The organism is Caballeronia sp. ATUFL_F2_KS9A (genome assembly GCF_023630765.1).
Lineage (GTDB): Bacteria > Pseudomonadota > Gammaproteobacteria > Burkholderiales > Burkholderiaceae > Caballeronia > Caballeronia zhejiangensis.
Window position 1 is genome coordinate 1 of the sequence record NZ_JALQEK010000043.1, and the last position, 15,489, is coordinate 15,489.

Consider the following 15,489-nt stretch of genomic DNA (forward strand, 5'->3'; position numbering starts at 1 on the left):
GCTCGGCAGCCGGGCATCAGCCTGTGCACGTCAAGATCGATACTGGCTTCACCATAATCGACCGTCAAAGCACCTAGACGTCTACCAGCCGGGGGTAGCCGCATCGCTAACCCTTCCATGGCCGAAAGTCATCCGACGCGCGACGCAATCGTCAAATCCTCTAAGCGGGCCCCATCGCCCTGGCTTGATGTCGCTAGTCGATGTATTTCGGACGTTGGAATGTCTCGCCGCTTCTGCGAGCGAAGGCCCTTTATGGCCCATAAGCCCCCTTCGAACCAACTTCCGACTCTGATCGACCCGCTTGCTCACTGCACGCTTTTTTGCCCAAACCTCCGCCGTGCGGTCGGGGTTGTAACGATAGACGTCTAGTGCCGAGAGACCCGCCCACCCGCTCCCTGCCGCTTGAAAACGCGCGCCGATCGACAACCGGAAAATAGCATCGAACGCATCAATCGTTATCCGCTCGCCATCATCCCCGGCGCACGGCTTCGCGAAGCCCCACCGCCGCCCTCGTCCGACCAGACCAAGATCACAACCCGCCCCCACAATTAGCCGCCCCCCTCGGCGTAATGCACAATATCGGCATCTAAGAACGCGGAGAATGGCCCGTGGGCGTCAACTTCGACCTCAACGACTTGCAGGCATTCAGAGCCGTGGTGGAACTGGGCAGCTTCCGAAAGGCAGCCGAGGCGGTGAACATATCCCAGCCGGCTTTGAGCCGCCGGATCGACAAGCTGGAGGAAGCGCTCGGCGTGCGTCTCTTCGAACGCACCACGCGCAGCGTGACGCTCACGACTGTGGGCCGCGCCTTCGCGCCGAGCGCGGAGCAGCTGCTGGACGATCTCGATGTCGCCCTGCTCGGCATCCGCGATGTCTCATCGAGCCGATTGGGTCACGTAACCATTGCCTGTGTGCCATCCGTGGCCTACTACTTTCTGCCAAGCGCGGTTGCGAGCTTCCATCGCCGTTTTCCGCGCATCAGGGTGAAACTGCTCGATGCGAGCGCGAACGAAGTGCTCTCCGCCGTCATCAGCGGCGAGGCCGATTTCGGCGTCAGCTTCATGGGAAGCCAGGAGTCCGAGGTCGACTTCAAAGTGCTGCTGCAGGAGCAGTTCGTTGCGGCTTGCCGTCGCGACCACCCGCTCGCGCGCAAGAAATGCGTGACCTGGAACGAGCTCTACGAACACGAATACGTTTCCGTGGACAAGACGTCCGGCAATCGCCTGTTGCTCGATCAGGCTCTTTCGGCCGTATCGCCGCGCGCGCCCAGCGTGTGCGAAACACGTCACGTCACGACCATGCTCGGTCTCGTCGAAGCGGGCCTCGGCGTCGCCGCCGTACCGTCGATGGCCATGCCCGGACGCAATCATCACATCCTCACGAGTGTGCCGCTGGTCGACCCCGTCGTGAAGCGACGAGTGGGAATCGTGAGACGCCGCGGGCGTACGCTGACGCCGGCCGCGCAGGAGTTTCATCAAACGATTCTGGATATGAGAGGCGATGTCAGGAGCAGCGACACATTAACCGACGACGTCGCTCCAAAAGCGCGCCCGAGCAGGAAGCCCGCGTCGTGAGGGTGGCGAGAACGCTCCGTTTGCTCTATGTGCAGGTCGTGCTTGGCATGTTGCTCGGCATGGCGCTCGGGCACTTCTGGCCGCAAGCCGGCTCGCTTCTCAAGCCTGTCAGCGACGGTTTCGTCGGCCTCGTCAGGATGATGATCACGCCGATCGTCTTCTGCACGATCGTATCCGGGATCACGTCTGTCGCGAGCGGAAAAGCCATCGGGCGCGCAATCTTCCGGGCGTTGGGACTCTTCTATTTTCTGACTGCCGTGGCGCTCGCGCTGGGACTCGTCACGGCCTTTCTGATGCGGCCCGGCGCGGGCATGCATATCGACGCCCGAAGTCTCGATACGACGATCATCGCGCAGTATGTGAAGCAGGCGCATCCGGATGGTCTCGTCGCCTTTGCACTGAACGTCATCCCCGAAACGATGCTCGGCGCCTTCGAGAAGGGCGAGGTGCTGCCGGTGCTGCTGCTCTCGCTGCTATTCGGCTTCGCACTGAATCTGCATCCGGGCGCAGGCAGGCCCGTGCTCGCGCTCATCGATGGCATCGCCCAGGCGCTGTTTCGCATCCTCGCGATGATCATGCGGCTCGCGCCGCTCGGCGCATTCGGCGCGATGGCTTTCACGGTGGGCCGCTTCGGGATTCACTCGGTCGGCTCCCTCGGCATGTTGATGGTGTCGTTCTACGTGGCATGCGTGCTGTTCGTCGCGCTCGTCCTCGCTGCGCTTGCGCGCTTGCACGGCTTCGCGCTTTGGCGGCTCTTGCGTTATCTGCGCGAGGAATTGCTCATCGTACTGGCGACTTCGTCGACGGAACCGGTGTTGCCGCGCCTCATCACCAAGCTGGAGATGCTCGGCTGCGACAAGGGCGTTGTCGGACTCGTGCTGCCCGCGGGCTATTCGTTCAATCTCGACGGCACCGCGATCTATCTGACGCTTGCTTCCATGTTCATCGCGCAGGCGTGCGACGTGTCGCTCTCCGCGCCGCAGATCGCGATGATGCTCGCGGTCATGCTGCTCACGTCCAAAGGCGCGGCGGGCGTGTCCGGGAGCGGCCTGGTGGCGCTCGTCGCGACGCTGACGGTGATTCCGGATCTTCCCGTCGCCGGCGTGGCGCTATTGGTGGGCATCGACCGCTTCATGTCCGAAGCGCGCGCGCTCACGAGTGTCATCAGCAACGCGTGCGCGGTGATCTTCGTTTCGATGTGGGAAGGCGCCTGCGATCGCGCGCGCCTCGCCCGGATGCTGCGCGCGCCGGCGCCGGGCGACGCCGACGGCGCAGAGGACCACGCGAGCAGCACCTCGAGAAGTTGACGGCGAAGGCTGTATCAATGCGCGGCGACGCTATCGAGTCCCGTCGATTTCACATCTGCCTGAACGCCGGGCGATGCCAGATAGTCGAGGAGCGCCTTCGCTTCCTTCGGATGCTGTGCGCTCACGGGAATGCCGGCGGCAAAACGCGTGACGGACTGCAAAGACTCGGGAATCTTTCCGACGAAGGTCGCGCCCTTGACCGGCAGCAACTCGCTCACCTGCTGAAAGCCGATCTCGTAATCGCCGTTCGCGACGACCGAGGCCACTGGTATGCGCGGGATCATCTTCGCCTTGGGCTTGACCTGCTCCTCGATGCCGAGCTTCGTGAACAGCTCCCGCTCGATATAGACACCGCTCGCGCTGTCCGAGTAGGCGATCGACTTGGCATGCAGCAGCGTCTGCCGGAGGCCTTCCGCCGAGCTGATGTCGGGCTTGGCCGCACCGTCGCGCACGACCATGCCGATGCGCGAGTCCGCCAGTTCCACGCGCGATCCGGGCACGACCTTGCCCTGCTTGATCAGCTCGTCGAGCGCGTAACCGACCATGATGACGGCGTCGGCCGGCTCGCCCCGTTCGAGACGGTTGGGAATGGCTTCGGGCGATTTGCCCATCGACGGACCCAGCGCCGTGTCGAGCGTGTTGCCCGTCTCGGACGCGAACCTCGGACCGAGCACCTTGTACGCCGCGGTAAAGCCACCCGAGCTCATGACGTGCAGGTCGGCGGCCTGCACGCTGAACGCAACGGCCGAGGTGGCGATGAGCGCAGCCGCGCATAGTTTCGGAAGCAGATTTTTCATGATCGGAGTCGTGTAGGGTTCGATAGACGCTTGGCGCAACGAGCGACGCGTCAGTGCGCCGGAGTCAGCGTCGCCGCACGCCGGCGATAGAGCGCGAACGTCGCCAGAAGCGCGCAGCCGGCGGCGAAGCTCATCCAGTATCCGGGCGCGGCCTTGTCGCCGGTCATGTGAATGAGCGCCGTCGAGATGGCCGGCGTGAAGCCGCCGAACACCGCCGTCGCAAGGCTGTAAGCAAGCGAGAAACCCGCCACGCGCACCTGAACCGGCATCACCTCGGTCAGCGCGACGACCATCGCGCCGTTATACATGCCGTACATGAACGAGAGCCAAAGCAGCACGAGCAGCATGTTGATAAAGCTCGGCGCGTGGGCGAGTATCGACAGCGCGGGGTATGCGGTTGCGATAGCGAGCACCGTCATGCCGACGAGCAGCGGCCTGCGGCCGATCTTGTCCGAGAGCGCCCCGCCGATCGGCAGCCACACGAAGTTCGACACGGCCACGCACAAGGTCACGAGCAGACTATCCGCCGTGCTCAGATGCAGGACCGTCTTGCCGAAAGTCGGCGCATAGACCGTGATGAGATAGAAGCTCGAGGTGGTCATCGCCACCAGCATCATGCCGGCGATCACGACGGCCCAGTTCTGGGCCAGCGTGCGGAACACTTCCTTCATGCTCGGGCGATGCTGGCGTGCCTTGAATTCCTGCGTTTCTTCCAGATTGCGACGCAGCATGAAGATGAACGGCACGATCATGCAGCCGACGAAGAACGGCACACGCCATCCCCAACTCGCGATGGCCGTGGTGTCGAGGAATTGGTTGAGCGCGAAGCCGAGCGCCGCGGCCACGACGATCGCGACCTGCTGGCTCGCGGACTGCCAGCTCGTGAAGAAGCCCTTGCGGCCGGGCGTGGCCATCTCGGCGAGATAGACCGATACGCCACCCAGTTCGGCGCCCGCGGAGAACCCCTGCAGCAGACGTCCGACGAGCACGAGCGCGGGGGCCAGAAGACCGATCGTCGCGTATCCCGGCACGAATGCGATCAGGATGGTGCCGCTCGCCATGATGGAAAGCGTGACGATCAGGCCCTTGCGGCGGCCGACATCGTCGATGTACGCGCCGAGCACGATCGCGCCCAGCGGACGCATCAGGAATCCGGCGCCGAAGACCGCGAACGTCATCATCAGCGAAGCGAATTCACTCGATGCCGGAAAGAACACGCCGGCGATTTGCGTCGCGTAGAAGCCGAACAGAAAGAAGTCGAACTGCTCCAGGAAATTGCCGGCCGTTACGCGGAAAACCGCCGCAGCCTTGGAATGTCCCGGCGAAAGGGTGGAAGGTGAGGGATGCATCGATGTGTCTCCTGAAGTCCCGAAATTTGCGGAGTGTCCGCTCTTGTCTTTCGGGAATGATGGCGCGTCGCCATCAAAACGATAAGTGCAATGTTCTGAACGATTGATGTCCTATGGTTATCAATCGCCGGAAACGGTCGGCTCGGCCGACCTCCCGGATGTCGGCGCTCAGGCCACGAAACGGCACTGTGAAGCGGGCGTGCGCGTGTCCATGTTTCGACCGCGGTTCAGGTGATCGTCGATTTCCGCGGCGCAACCGAGCATGCGCGGATACAGAAAGATCGTGAACGCAGCGGTTTCGAGATCCGCCTCGCTGAATGCGCCGCGTTTGAGCGGTTGCCACAGCATTTTCAGCAGCAGCGCGGCGATCACGGCATCGACATTGACGCAGTAGACGTTGCGCGAGACGCCCGCGTCGAACAAGGCCTGCACCAGCGCGCGGTAATACGCATGAAACGCGTTGTACTCGCCTCGCGCCTCGTACAGATCGGCGATGAACACCTCGCGCGGATCGTGATTCACCGGCTTGTCCTTGAAAACCGGGTGATTGACGCCCGGCAGCTTGGCGATGTCGAGGCTGCCGGCCTGCTTCTGGCTCGCCTTGTAGCGCGCGTAATGCTCGACGGAACGGCGCGCGAGCGCGTCGAGATCGACGCCGTGATGCGGGTCCGCGGGATCGTCGAGGGCGCTGTCGCGAAACGCATCGTTGAGAAAGGCGATGCCTTCGTAGCCATTGCCGCCGTGCGTATAGCCGGTGTGCGTCAGAAAACCCGTCAACGCCTTGTTCAGTTGCACGCGTTCGGGTGATTCGGGGCCATCGGCGGATACCGCACCCTTCGCGCCTTGCGCCGAGATCGCACCCGGTCCGTTCGTGAGCAGCAATCCGGTCAGCGTCCTGAAAGCGAACAGGTCGTCGGCGGACGGTTCGAGGCCGAGCAGCGCCGCGAACGCAATCTCCGTCAGCGAGCGCTCGCCGAGCAACGCCTCGGTGGAAACATCGCAGAAGCTGTCGGGACGATGGCGCGACGCGTCCGCCGAAGCGCCGATCAGCGTGCCGAACAGCTTCGTCCACCACGGCAGACTCTCCGCCGTCAGACGCGAGATGCGCTTGCGCATGAGCGGGCCCCAGGCGAGTGTCGTCGTGATCGCCGCGAGCACGGCGTCCGCGCGCGGATGGCCCGGGCCGCTGGCAATCCATCGCACGAATACGGAATTCACGCCACGGGCCGCGAGACCGGCGAGCATGGCTTCGGCCTTCGGATCCGGTTCCTCGCAGAACAGTGCCGCGCTGCCCTCGGTGTCGATCGCGTCGATGTCGAAATCGCGATCGAATGCGTCGACGAGTCTTGCTGCGGCGAACCGGTCGATCATCAGCTTGGCCGCCTCACGCGCCGCGCGCTGGCGATTCGGCCCGACGATGGCGGCAGCAGCCGCGAGCACGGCATTGGGCGCATTGCCGGCCTCGCGCGCCGCCTGCGCCGCCGCCAGTTCGGGCGTGCCGTACAGGTTGACCGCCGCGCCGACCGCGACGTCGATCAGTTTCTCATCGTTCGCGCCGCCGAACTCGTGCAGCAGCGCGAGGCACACGTTCGCTTCGAAGGAATGCGTCGACGCGTCGAGCATCGATACGCCGTGCAGGCTGCTCACCTGAGTCTTCGCATCCATCTGCGAGGCGCCCGATGCGTCCTTCAACGGCTGCCGCGGCGGAATCGCGCCGATCTGGTCGTTCACCCGCGCGACTTGTTCGTCATAGGGCGCGACGGCTTTCACGACCGCAAGCGCGAGATCGTCGGGCAAATCGAGCCCCTGATCGGAGCCGAACCACGGCTTGAGCGCGAGGCTGCCTTCGGGCTCGAAGTCGGGCATCGTCGCGTTCGCCCGCATCACCGCCGTGAGCGCGGCGGGAATATGCGCGATGTTCGTCACCACCGCACCCTTCGCCGAGCAGCATGGATCGCCGGGCGTGAAAAGCCTTTCGACGCCGAATTTCTCCTTGAACCAGCGTTCCTTCGCGAGCGCATCGTCGGCGCCGCCCGCCATCGCGCCAGCATGTCCCACCGCGCGCGTCAGACGGCTTTTCCAGCGGCCCACCACGCACGCGACCACGGGCTTCGTGAAGTCCGCGTCGGCTTCGTAATAGCCGCCGGGCTCGCAGTACAGCACGGCAGCCTTGCTGCGCGCATCGTTTGCGAGCGCGAAAGCGAATTCCGGCGCGGCATAGTGGATGTAGACATCCTTCCCGCTGGAAATGACCGTCGAGGTGCCCCAGCCGCTCATGCGCAGGTATTGCGCAATCGTTGTGCTGAAGCCGCCGGAATTCGAGAAGATCGCGATCGATCCCTGGCGCAAGGTCGCGCCCGGATCGTCGCCGCCGAGCGCGCCGCCCATGCGTACGCGTTGCCACGAGTCCGCGACGCCCAGCCCGTTCGCGCCGAAGATGTCGATGCCCGCCTGCTGACCCATCGCGCGAATCTCACGCGCATCGTGCACGGCGATCTTCTCCGTGATGATGAATATCTTGCGCAGATCCGGATTCACGCGGATCAGTTCGGCCACGCCGTCGCGCGCGGCCGAAGGCGGCAGATAGACGACGCCGCAGTTGAACCGATGTCCGGCTTCCAGCCCTTCTCGCACGTTGTTGAAGACCGGAATGTCGCCCGCGGGCGTCGCAAGCATCTGTCCGCCTTTGCCGGGCGCCGTGCCGAAGACGACATTCGCGCCCGAGAAAGCGTGGCTCACCGGCGTCACGTCCGATGATTCGCCGCCCAGGATGTTGAGCACGCAGACGCGGTCTTCGCGCGTCGCGATATCCGCCAGCGACTGTATGCCGACGAAGTATTTGAAACGACTATTGCCTTGCTTGTGCATGTCCGATCTCCTCAAGCCGATGCCGTATGCGATTGCGCGTCGCGCGCGCCGATGCGCGCCGCAACTTGCGCGCGTCCGCCCGATTGCATCCATGTATCCGCACGGCGCGCGTACTGGATCACCTCGCTGATGTCGGAGTCGAAACCGAAAAGGCGATACGGCAGGCCGAGCGAATCGCAGGTGTCGCGCAGCGCGGACATGCCGCGCACGAGGTTTGGGCCGCCGCGTCCGAGCACGACATAGAGCGGCGTCGGTCCGTGCTCGCTGAAGTGCTCGCGCAGCGCATCGGCCATCGCGCGCAGGGTTTCGAAGATGTCGGTGTTGTTGGACTTGCCGCCGATGATGAACAGCACATTCGACTGCTTCAGCCAGTGCCGGAAGCAGATGCGCGCCACTTCCTTCATCTTTTCGTAGGGCGGATTGCCGCCGAAGTCCGACGAGATGATGGCCGCATCGCCGAGCATTTCCGTGACGAGCGAGTTCGCGCCGCCGCCGAAGGTGGGCGCGAGGATCGTGCCCTTGTCGTTGATCACGTAGACATCGCTTTGACCCTGGTGGGTGCGCAACTGGTTGATCTCCTGTTCGAAATCCGAGTAGTCGGCGGCGAACAGATGCGGGGGCAGGCCGAGCCGCGAGAAGCGCGGATCGTCGCGATCGAATCCGCACTTGAAGTCGCACGCGACGGGCGTGAGACGTCCCTTCTTGTCCTCGCGCATGCGGATCGGGTTGAGTTCGAGCGTCGTCATCCCGAAGTCGTGGAACAACTCCCAGAGCTTCGGCAACTGCTGCACGAGCGGCGAGATGATTTCGCGCGGCGCGCCGATCTCGCTCAGCGCATTCGCCACGACGAACGCCTTCAATCCGGTCAGCGCATCGAACGGCACCATCGCGACGTGCTTCGGATCGACTTCCTCGATGTCCATGCCGCCCATGTGCGAAAGCGTCATCGTCGGCGCGCGGAAACGCGTGGAATCGGTGATCGAAAAGTAGACCTCATGCTTGGCCGGCACGCCCGCTTCGAACGTCACGCCGTTCGCCTTGGCTTTCACATGGCCTACGGCGTGTTCGGCGAAGTACAGTCGTTCCTTTTCGGCGAGCGCCGTCTTGAGATCCGTGGCGCGGCCGAGCAAGCCCGCTTTGCCCTTCTTGCCCACACCGCCCTTGAACACCGGCTTGATGAATATCTGCCCGTGACGGTCGATGAGCGACTTGATCTCTTCTTCGCTGGCGCCCGGGCCCAGCACTTCGCTGGACGGAAAGCCGACGAATTGCAGCAGGCGCGAGCCGTGCAACATTCCGGTGATCTGCATGTGACGTGTCTCCTGATTTGAGCAATGACGAATGAAGCGGATACTGGAAGTGCATCGACTCGCTGCGGCAGGCGCGAGATGCACCGCTGCCGGTAGACGCGCTCGAAAAGCGGCGGCAGGATTCAAGTAGCGAGGTGAGTTACGCGAGATAGGCGTCGATGACTCTTGACGGCAGCCCTGAACGGGCGTGCACCGGGATGCAGCGAAACGCTGTGCTGCGCTTCGTGCCTGTCTCCGACGCGTTCTCTTTTATGAACGTCTTGAGACCAGATACTTGCGCAAGAAGGCTGAAACAAGAAGTGCAATTTTTCGAAGCATTGATGTTCAAACGTTATCAATGCCGAAAAAGGCGGCGACTGGACGACGCGTTGCACGCCGGTAACGCCGCCTGATTTTGGCGCTCGGAGAAGAACGCCGCTCGTGACTGACGGCCGCGATGAAACGATCCGTCAGAACGTCCCGGGAAACGAGCCCCCATCCATCAGGATGTTTTGACCGGTCAGGTAGCCCGCGTGTCCGCTGCACAGGAAAGCGCACATCGCGCCGAACTCCTGCGCCGTGCCGAATCTCCCTACCGGTATTGCCTGCCGCTTCGCTTCGAGCACAGCGTCATACGCCTTGCCCTGCGCGGTAGCGGCCGCTTGGGTGGACTGCTTCAGGCGGTCGGTATCGAACAAGCCCGGCAGCAGATTGTTGATGGTCACGTTATGCTCCGCGATCCGTTTCTGCCGGGCCAGACCCGCGACGAAGCCGGTCAGGCCGGAACGCGCGCCGTTGGACAGCCCGAGCACATCGATGGGCGCCTTCACCGCACCCGACGTGATGTTGACGATCCGGCCGAAGCCTCGCTCGGCCATTGCATCGACGGTGGCGCGCATCAGTTCGATGGCCGTCAGCATGTTCGCATCCAGCGCCGCGATCCAGTCGTCTCGGGTCCAGTCGCGAAAATCGCCCGGCGGCGGGCCACCCGCATTGTTGATCAGGATGTCGATGCGAGGCGCCGCGCTCAGTGCCCGCTCCCGACCGGCGCTCGTCGTGATATCGCCTGCCACCGCGATCACCTGAACGCGGGGGTTCAGTTGCCGAAGCCCGGCTGCCGTCGATTCGAGCGCGTCCTCGCCGCGCGCCGTCACCACGACGTTGACGCCTTCAGCGACCAGCGCTTCGGCGCAGCCCTTACCCAGCCCCTTGCTCGCGGCGCAAACGAGCGCCCATTTACCCTCGATTTGCAGATCCATTGCGCGTCCAACCTCCAATCAAATGACAGATTCTTCTCGTTGAGTCATGGCCCTGGCCGTGCGCGCGCGGAAAGCCTGTGCAACACGCGGCTCGTGAAAGTTGTGCGGCCCGATCTCCTCGATCGACCGGACGCCGGTCAGCGCCATCGTCACGTCGAGTTCGTTCCGCACAATCTCGAGCATGCGCGCGACGCCGGGTTCGCCCATCGCGCCGAGGGCATACATGAAGGCTCGGCCGACCATCGTGCCCTTCGCGCCCAGCGCGAGCGCCTTCATCACATCCTGGCCGGTGCGGATGCCGCCATCGACCCACACTTCAGTGGCGTCGCCCACGGCATCCACCACGGCGGGCAAGGCCTCGACCGTCGACGGCGCGCCGTCGAGCTGCCGTCCGCCATGATTGCTGACGACGATGGCATCGGCGCCCAGCGAAGCCGCCATGCGCGCATCCTCGGCGCACATGATGCCCTTGAGCACCAGCTTGCCGGGCCAGAGACTGCGGATATGCGCGATGTCGTTCCAGTCGAGGCTCGGATCGAATTGCGATGCGACCCACTTGCTGATCGCGATCACATCGTCACCGCCCTTGATAAAGCCGGCGAGATTGCCGAAGTTGCGTCTGCCCGAAGCGGCGCGCATCACCCAGCCCGGCTTGCGCAGAAAATCAAGCAGGTTCGCCGCCGTCAGGCGAGGCGGCACGGTCATGCCGTTCTTGAGATCCTTGTGACGCTGCCCGTTGATCTGCAGATCGAGCGTGACCACCAGCGCCGAACAACCGGCGGCCTTCGCGCGCTCGATCAGCGACTGGTTGAAGCCACGGTCGCGCATGACGTAGAGCTGAAACCAGAACGGCGCCTTCGTATGAGCCGCAACGTCCTCGATCGAACAGATGCTCACGGTCGAGAGCGTGAACGGCACGCCGAAGCGCTCGGCCGCGCGCGCACCCAGGATCTCGCCGTTGGCCCATTGCATGCCCGTCAGTCCGGTCGGTGCGATGGCCACGGGCATTGCGACCCGCTGTCCGAGCATCGTGCTTGCGGTGCTGCGCCCTTGCACGTTCACGCCCACGCGTTGCTTGAGCGTCAGCCGGGCGAACGCGCGACCGTTCTCGCGATAAGTCGATTCGGTGTACGAGCCACTATCGACGTAATCGTAGAACGCCTTGGGCACCCGCTTTTTCGCCATGAGGCGAAGGTCTTCGACACACGTTACTGTTTGCATTGAAGCTCGAACTCCGACAGAAGATCTTTTCAAACGACACGCAACGCCGGCATGGCGAGCGAATCAGGAAAGCGCGCCGACGGCCGTTTCCCCGACGTCTTCCGATACCGCGACTGGCCGGTGCACGAGCAGCAGATACGCCACCGCCGAGAGCAGCGCGATGACCGCGCTCACGATCAGCGAGGCGACGAACGAATGCGTCCGGTCCACGACGATGCCGGTGACGATCGGCGCGGCCGAGCCGGCCAGGAAGCCGCCGAAGTTCTGGATGCCGCCGAGCGAGGCCACCGCCTGACGCGGCGCGGCGATCGAGATCAGCGACCACGCGCCGCCCGATGCCAGATTGATGAAGAACATGGCGCCCGAGATGTAGATCACGGCGAGCGTGGTGGACGGCGTCAGCGCCGCCGGAACGGTGAACGCCGCCGCGCCCACGAGACCGATGCAGATCGGCCACTTGCGGCTCGTGATCGCCTGCAGGCCTCTGCGGTACAGGCGGTCTGCCGTGAAGCCGCTGCTCAGCATGCCGAGCGTGCCGAAGACATAGGGAATCGAGACGACCCAGCCCGCCTTCGCGATGCTCAGGCCGCGTTCGTGTTCGAGATACGCCGGCAGCCATGTGAGGTAGAGCCACACGGTATAGATGACGCCCATGAAGCCGAAGAAGATGCCCCACGTCGTCTTCTGCCGGAACAGGCTGCGCCATTGCGCGCCGCTGAGCGGCTTGCTGTTTTCGTCTTCCTGCGAGTCCTGGTTCAGATAGGCGGTCTCCTCCGCCGCGAGCTTCACTTCGTCGCGATTGCGATAGGCGACATACCAGCCGATCGCCACGATGACGCCGAACACGCCCGTCGCGAAGAACATGTTGCGCCAGCCGAGCGCGAGCATCATGGCGGTGAGGATCGGCGGCGCGATAGCCGGGCCCACGGTCGTCGACGCGACGAAGATGCCGGTCGGCGTGCCGCGGTCGCGCACCGCGAACCACTCGCCGATGACCTTCGCGCCGGCCGGAAACTGCGGCGCCTCGCCGATGCCGAGACACACGCGCGCCAGGAAGAACTGCTGGATATTGCCGACGAGCCCGCAGCAGGCCTGCGCGACCGACCACAGGATCATGCCCCAGCCCAGCATCACGCGCGCGCCGAAACGGTCGAGCATCGCGCCGACCGGTAGTTGCGCGAACGCATAGGCGAGCGAGAAGGCCGACAGCAGCAGGCCCATCTGCGACGCGCTCAGGCCCATCTCGCCGCGAATCACGCTATTCGCAATGGAGAGCGCGCTGCGATCCAGATAGTTGATGCTGCCGGCGAGGGTCAGAAAGAAGATCGAAATGCGCTGGATCCGTACGATCCGTTTGCTCTTGTTCATGCGGTGTCTCCGTCCGTGTCATGCGCGGACGCCTCGTTGGCCGGGCGTCCGTCTCTTCGTCAATACGACGCTTCCAGCAAGCCGAGATAATCCGCTTCCGATGCTTCGCGCGGATTGGTCTTGTGACTGTGATCCTTGAGCGCGCCCGACACGATGCGCGGAAACATCTCGCGCGTGACGCCCAGCGCCCGAAGGCCGGTCGGCAAGCCGAGGCGTGCCGTCATGTCGCGCAGCGCCGACGAAATCTCCGTGTCCTGACGCAACTGCATGGCGCTCGCCATGCGCTCCATCTTTTCTTCGTCGCGCATGGACGGAGCGCTTCGGTTGAACTCCACGACCGCCGGCAGAAAGATGGCGTTGAGCGTGCCGTGATGCAGTCGCGGGTCGATTCCGCCGAGCGAATGGCTCAGGCTATGGACGCAGCCCAGTCCCTTCTGGAAAGCGAGTGCGCCTTCCATCGAAGCCATCATCATGTTTTCCCGCGCGGTTTGGTCGGTCGGCTCTTTCGTGGCCCGTTCGATATGCGCCCAGGCGCGGCGCAACCCGTCCAGCGCGATGCCGTCGGCCGGCGGATTGCGCATCGGCGACATGAAGGTTTCCAGACAGTGCGCGATCGCATCCATGCCGGTGGCGGCGGTGAGTTGCGGCGGCAGGCCGACCGTCAGGCCGGGATCGCAGATCGCGACCTTCGGCACGACATGCGGCGAGATCACGCCCACCTTGCGGCCGTCGTCCAGGATCAGGATGGCGCCGCGTCCGACTTCGCTGCCGGTGCCCGCCGTGGTCGGCACCGCGATCACCGGCGCGGTTTTCGCGGTGATCCGGCTCGCGCCGCCCTCGATGACGGCGAAGCTCTGGAGCGGGCCTTCGTGCGTCGCGCAGACGGCCACGCCCTTTGCAAGATCGATCGACGAGCCGCCGCCCACTGCGATGATGCCGTCGCATTCCGCTTGCCTGTACAGGGCGACCGCTTCGCGCACCGCGGCTTCGTTGGGATTCGGCGGGGTGGCGTCGTAGATCATTTCGCCGTCGGCGCGCTCCAGCACCTTCAGCACCGTGTCGAGAATGCCCGCGGCACGAATGCCCCGGTCCGTGACGATCAGCGGCCGCCGGATCGAAAGGCGTTCGCATTCGCTCTTCAGCAGGTTCACCGCGCCGAAGTCGAACTGGATCTGCGTAACGTAGTTGATGAGAGACATGATGATGACCTTCCGTTATAGTTTCCGATACTCGACGCGCTGTCGGTTTGCGCTGCCCATCTTCCGGAAATGATCGAGGCGCGCTGTTTTCATGCGTTCTTTCGGCGAAGTATAGAGAGCGGCGCATCGGAGCAAAATTGAGAAGTTCTCATGCTGATATAACTCTCTCTCAAGTCTCATGACACCCAACGTGAATTCGATCGCCTCGCGCCTCCACGTCAGGCAACTCAGGTTGCTTGTTGCGCTGGGCGATCATGGTTCGCTTCTGAAAGCGGCCAATCAAGTCGGCTTGACGCAACCGGGCGCGAGCAAGGCGCTTCAGGAAATCGAAACCACCTTTGGAACAGCGCTGTTCACGCGCACGCGGCGCGGGCTCGAAGCGAATGACGCGGGCCATTGCGCGATCCGGTATGCGCGGCTGATCTACACCGATCTGTCGCACATGCGGGAAGAGATCGCGGGCATCCTGCGGGGACATGGCGGACGTGTCGCGGTCGGCGTCATCATGGGCGCCGTGCCTTTGCTGACCCGGGCCGTGTCCGCGCTGATCGCGCGGCAGCCTGAAATGTCTGTCGAGATCATCGAGGACGCCAGCGAGACGCTGTTGAGTCTCATCGATGCGGGACGGCTGGACCTGGCTATCTGCCGGACCTCGGTCAGCCAGCATCCGGAGATGTACGAGAGCATCAAGCTGCAGGATGAAACGCTCGCGGTCGTGGCGAACGTGCAGCATCCGTTACGCAAGGCGAAGAAAGTGACGCTCAAGGATCTGGCCGCGTACCGTTGGGTGGTCTATCGCGCGAACATGCCCATGCGCGTGCTGCTGGAGCGCGAATTTCAGCAAGCCGCGATTCGTTTTCCGTCGAGCCTGCTGGAGACGACGTCGGCCTTCGCGACGCTGAGCCTGCTTCAGGACAATCCTTCGTTCGTGGCGCTGGTGTCCATCGACGTGGCTCAGTTCTTCGTCAGGCACGAAGCCACGCGCATTTTGCCGCTGTCGTTCACCTCGCGCAGCGAGCCGTATGAGCTCGTGACCACGCGAGGTGCGCCGCTGTCGCCCGGGGCGCGGCTGCTGCGAAACGAACTGGTGGCGGAGAAGGAGGTGTTGGGGGGTTAGAAGCGCTGCCGCGAAAGGATGCGGCGTAGTGCGGTTGCCGCGGCAGTTCGAGTTTCAGCGCTTTCTCCCTCTTCGAACCCACCTCGGCGCGTGATTGCCTGCGGGTATACGCCCATATGACCCACCCACGCTTCCCCTTAC

11 protein-coding genes are annotated in these 15,489 nt (G+C 63.9%); 3 read left to right on the plus strand and 8 right to left on the minus strand.

Annotated elements, in window-relative coordinates; all coding sequences use genetic code 11:
- Positions 1 to 608: 608 nt before the first annotated feature.
- A complete protein-coding gene (locus NCS67_RS26685; RefSeq protein ID WP_250437334.1) occupies positions 609 to 1,574 on the plus strand; it encodes a LysR family transcriptional regulator in 966 nt (321 codons plus the stop codon).
- Positions 1,571 to 2,881: a C4-dicarboxylate transporter DctA gene (dctA, locus tag NCS67_RS26690; RefSeq protein ID WP_250437335.1), complete on the plus strand. Its 1,311-nt coding sequence runs from the start codon at positions 1,571 to 1,573 to the stop codon at positions 2,879 to 2,881. The genes NCS67_RS26685 and dctA overlap by 4 nt, the downstream gene beginning before the upstream one ends.
- Before the next feature lie 14 nt (positions 2,882 to 2,895).
- On the opposite strand, the gene NCS67_RS26695 is transcribed toward dctA, so the two are convergent.
- The 8 genes from NCS67_RS26695 to gbd all read right to left on the minus strand — a co-directional run bounded on the left by NCS67_RS26695 (position 2,896) and on the right by gbd (position 14,231).
- Complete coding sequence (locus tag NCS67_RS26695) at positions 2,896 to 3,678, minus strand: substrate-binding domain-containing protein (protein WP_250437336.1); 783 nt, start codon at positions 3,676 to 3,678, stop codon at positions 2,896 to 2,898.
- A 50-nt stretch (positions 3,679 to 3,728) separates the two neighbouring features.
- A complete protein-coding gene (locus NCS67_RS26700; RefSeq protein ID WP_008346820.1) occupies positions 3,729 to 5,027 on the minus strand; it encodes an MFS transporter in 1,299 nt (432 codons plus the stop codon).
- Positions 5,028 to 5,195: 168 nt separating this feature from the next.
- Positions 5,196 to 7,895, minus strand: coding sequence for a CoA-binding protein (locus NCS67_RS26705; RefSeq protein ID WP_250437337.1), 2,700 nt, complete (start codon positions 7,893 to 7,895; stop codon positions 5,196 to 5,198).
- An 11-nt stretch (positions 7,896 to 7,906) separates the two neighbouring features.
- Entirely contained in the window at positions 7,907 to 9,205 is a 1,299-nt protein-coding gene (locus NCS67_RS26710) for an ATP citrate lyase citrate-binding domain-containing protein (RefSeq protein WP_175943170.1), read from the minus strand.
- Positions 9,206 to 9,654: 449 nt separating this feature from the next.
- Positions 9,655 to 10,443 (minus strand): SDR family oxidoreductase, encoded by a 789-nt coding sequence (locus tag NCS67_RS26715; RefSeq protein ID WP_250437338.1) that lies wholly within the window; start codon positions 10,441 to 10,443, stop codon positions 9,655 to 9,657.
- An 18-nt stretch (positions 10,444 to 10,461) separates the two neighbouring features.
- Positions 10,462 to 11,664, minus strand: a complete 1,203-nt coding sequence (locus tag NCS67_RS26720) for an alpha-hydroxy acid oxidase (RefSeq protein ID WP_250437339.1) — start codon at positions 11,662 to 11,664, stop codon at positions 10,462 to 10,464.
- Between the two features lie 63 nt (positions 11,665 to 11,727).
- Positions 11,728 to 13,032 carry an MFS transporter gene (locus NCS67_RS26725; RefSeq protein ID WP_008346830.1) on the minus strand — a complete coding sequence of 435 codons (1,305 nt, stop codon included), beginning with the start codon at positions 13,030 to 13,032 and terminating at the stop codon, positions 11,728 to 11,730.
- Between the two features lie 59 nt (positions 13,033 to 13,091).
- A complete protein-coding gene (gbd, locus tag NCS67_RS26730) occupies positions 13,092 to 14,231 on the minus strand; it encodes a 4-hydroxybutyrate dehydrogenase (RefSeq protein ID WP_008346832.1) in 1,140 nt (379 codons plus the stop codon).
- A 178-nt stretch (positions 14,232 to 14,409) separates the two neighbouring features.
- On the opposite strand from gbd, the gene NCS67_RS26735 reads away from it, so the two are divergent.
- A complete protein-coding gene (locus NCS67_RS26735; protein ID WP_033535808.1) occupies positions 14,410 to 15,348 on the plus strand; it encodes a LysR family transcriptional regulator in 939 nt (312 codons plus the stop codon).
- Positions 15,349 to 15,489 lie beyond the last annotated feature (141 nt).

Excerpts from the sequence above, each read along its gene's own strand:
- NCS67_RS26710 (WP_175943170.1), bottom strand. The coding sequence starts at position 9,205 with ATGCAGATCACCGGAATGTTGCACGGCTCGCGCCTGCTGCAATTCGTC.
- NCS67_RS26700 (WP_008346820.1), bottom strand. The coding sequence starts at position 5,027 with ATGCATCCCTCACCTTCCACCCTTTCGCCGGGACATTCCAAGGCTGCG.
- gbd (WP_008346832.1), bottom strand. The coding sequence starts at position 14,231 with ATGTCTCTCATCAACTACGTTACGCAGATCCAGTTCGACTTCGGCGCG.
- NCS67_RS26735 (WP_033535808.1), top strand. The coding sequence starts at position 14,410 with ATGACACCCAACGTGAATTCGATCGCCTCGCGCCTCCACGTCAGGCAA.
- NCS67_RS26695 (WP_250437336.1), bottom strand. The coding sequence starts at position 3,678 with ATGAAAAATCTGCTTCCGAAACTATGCGCGGCTGCGCTCATCGCCACC.
- NCS67_RS26705 (WP_250437337.1), bottom strand. The coding sequence starts at position 7,895 with ATGCACAAGCAAGGCAATAGTCGTTTCAAATACTTCGTCGGCATACAG.
- NCS67_RS26715 (WP_250437338.1), bottom strand. The coding sequence starts at position 10,443 with ATGGATCTGCAAATCGAGGGTAAATGGGCGCTCGTTTGCGCCGCGAGC.
- NCS67_RS26720 (WP_250437339.1), bottom strand. The coding sequence starts at position 11,664 with ATGCAAACAGTAACGTGTGTCGAAGACCTTCGCCTCATGGCGAAAAAG.
- NCS67_RS26725 (WP_008346830.1), bottom strand. The coding sequence starts at position 13,032 with ATGAACAAGAGCAAACGGATCGTACGGATCCAGCGCATTTCGATCTTC.